This window comes from Moraxella sp. CTOTU48717 (assembly GCF_032057165.1).
Lineage (GTDB): Bacteria > Pseudomonadota > Gammaproteobacteria > Pseudomonadales > Moraxellaceae > Faucicola > Faucicola tetraodonis.
Window position 1 is genome coordinate 1 of sequence record NZ_DAMBBC010000038.1, and the last position, 2,637, is coordinate 2,637.

Sequence of the window (2,637 nt, forward strand, 5' to 3'; positions counted from 1 at the left end):
TTAAAATTGCTCATCCTGATTTATTCAACAATAACAGGTGTTTTTGTTGAATTAACATTTAAAGAAAATCTATAACATTTATTTATGGGTTTAATTTTCGACAGTAAGTTTATTACTCATCTTAAAAAACGCGTAAATATTCAATTTTTCAGCCTGTTTTTTCAATCATCACTTTTTTATTCAATGATACTTTTTTATTTAATGATACTTTTACATTTAACAATCATCCATAGGGTTTTTTAAGCAACCCTATGATCATTAAGCACATTTTCTCAGTCTAACCGACACGGTTTTAAAGGCAGGCATGCCTGATTTTTTATCAAAATCTGTCATCGCAATCAGTGGATTGGCTTCAGGGTAGTACATGGCTAGATTGCCTTTAGGGATATCATACAAAATGACTTGAAAGCCTGTGACTTTTCGCTCAATACCATCGCCGTATTCACTTTGGATAATCACCTTATCACCTGCTTTTAAATCCAATCTATCAGCATCATCAGCATTCATAAAAATTACTTGCCGCGTGTCAAAAACGTTGCGATAGCGGTCATCCAACCCATAAATGGTGGTATTGAATTGGTCATGAGAACGGATACTGGTTAGTGTTAATAAATCATCGGGCTGAGCCGTCAATTTATCTGCATAAATCTCGGTTAACGGTGTAAAGAAAAAGGTGGCTTTACCAGATTGGGTCTGCCATTCATAACGGTTGGCAGGATGCGGTAGATGAAAGCCTTGTTTGGTATAGACTTTTTGGTTAAAGTTATCAAAGCCTTCAATGGCTTTAGCAATGTCATTACGAATTCGGTCGTAATCTTCTACATACCAAGCCCAACGAATCGGGCTATGCCTAAGTGTAGCCGCAGCGATACTTGCGATAATCTCAGTTTCAGCGCGCAATTTATGTGAAACAGGCTGACGCGCTCCTTGTGACAACACCACATTACACATGGAATCTTCAATACTAATGTATTGGTTATTGTCGCCTTGCTTATCAATTTCAGTTCGTCCTAAACAAGGTAAAATAATGGCTTCTTTACCATGAATCAAGTGGCTACGATTGAGCTTGGTCTGTATCTGTACCGTTAACTCACAGCCGCGAATACCCGCTTCTGTACGTGCTTTATCGGGGGTTGCCACTGCAAAATTGCCCGCTAGGCTCATAAATACTTTAACCTTGCCTTGTTGCATGGCTTCAAGGGTCTCTACAACGTTATAGCCATGCGCTCTAGGGGACTTAATGCCAAAAACTTTGTCGATTTGATCAAGTAGCTTATCTGAAGGCTTGTCCCATACACCCATGGTACGGTTACCTTGAACATTACTATGCCCACGAATCGGCGCAAGTCCCGTCCCTGTCTTGCCAATATGCCCCATAACCAAGGCTAAATTTGCCAACATATGCACATTGTCCGTACCATGACGATGCTGGGTGATGCCCATACACCATGTTAAAATAGGACGTTTACTCTCTCGATAAAGCTGGGCTAGTTGCTCAATTTGCTGCGCGTCTAACCCTGTAATATGATAAATGGTTTGCCAATCGGTCGCCCTTACCCCTGCAATCATTTCATCAAAGCCTACGGTCTGGGCTTGAATAAAGTCATGATCAAAAATAGCGGCTTTACCGTTATCCCGTGCCTCGCGATCCCAATTATCTAAATGCTTGAGTATGCCCGTCATTAACGCATAGTCTGAGCCAATGTTTAGCTGGAAAAAATAGTGACTAAGTGGCGTGCTACCATTTGTCAGCATTTGGCTTGGGCGTTTTGGATCTTGAAAACGCGTAAGTCCCCGCTCTTTAAGCGGATTAATCACAATGATTTTGCCACCACGCTCAGCGACATTTGCCAATGTTTCTAGCATACGTGGGTGATTGGTACCTGGATTATGCCCAAAACTCCACACGCTGTCACAATGCTCAAAGTCATCCATTACGATGGTTGCTTTACCTAAGCCGATACTATCTTTTAACCCCACACTGCTTGCTTCATGGCACATATTGGAGCAATCTGGCATATTGTTCGTGCCATAGCATTTGGTAAATAACTGATACAAAAACGACGCTTCATTACTGGCTCGACCAGAGGTATAAAAGACAGCTTCATTCGGGTCATCCAATCGATTGAGATGACTGGCAATCAACTGATAAGCAGCTTCCCATTCGATGGGTTCGTACTTATCAGTCGCCGCATTGTACTGCATAGGCTCAGTCAAGCGTCCTTGGTTTTCCAAGAAATAATCACTTTGCGCGAGCAGTTCAGTGACGGTATATTTGGCAAAAAAATCAGCCGTCACGGTTTTTTTGGTGGTTTCAAATGCCGTTGCTTTAGCCCCATTTTCACAAAAATTAATGGGCTTTTTTTTGCCGTTTGGAAATGCACAACTTGGGCACTTAGTGCCAAATGGCTGATTTAGGTCTAATAATGTGATTGGCGCACGGGTCAATGCCTGCTGCTTTCGCATATTACCTTGCACGGCTATCAACGCACCCCAACCCCCAGCTGGCCTAATAAGCGCATCAAGTTTATTATCGGTTTGGTTCAAATCGGTGGTATGAGTCAAACCATGAGGAAGATTGACATAGTCAAAAATTTGATTCGTCAACGTATGGAAGGGTTGCATTAATCGCATGGC

The 2,637-nt window shown here is 41.9% G+C and carries 1 protein-coding gene; it reads right to left on the reverse strand.

Going from position 1 to position 2,637, the window contains the following annotated elements; genetic code table 11:
* Positions 1-258: 258 nt before the first annotated feature.
* On the reverse strand, positions 259-2,637 hold a 2,379-nt coding region (locus RT084_RS12395), incomplete at its 5' end, for an FdhF/YdeP family oxidoreductase (RefSeq protein ID WP_312386059.1).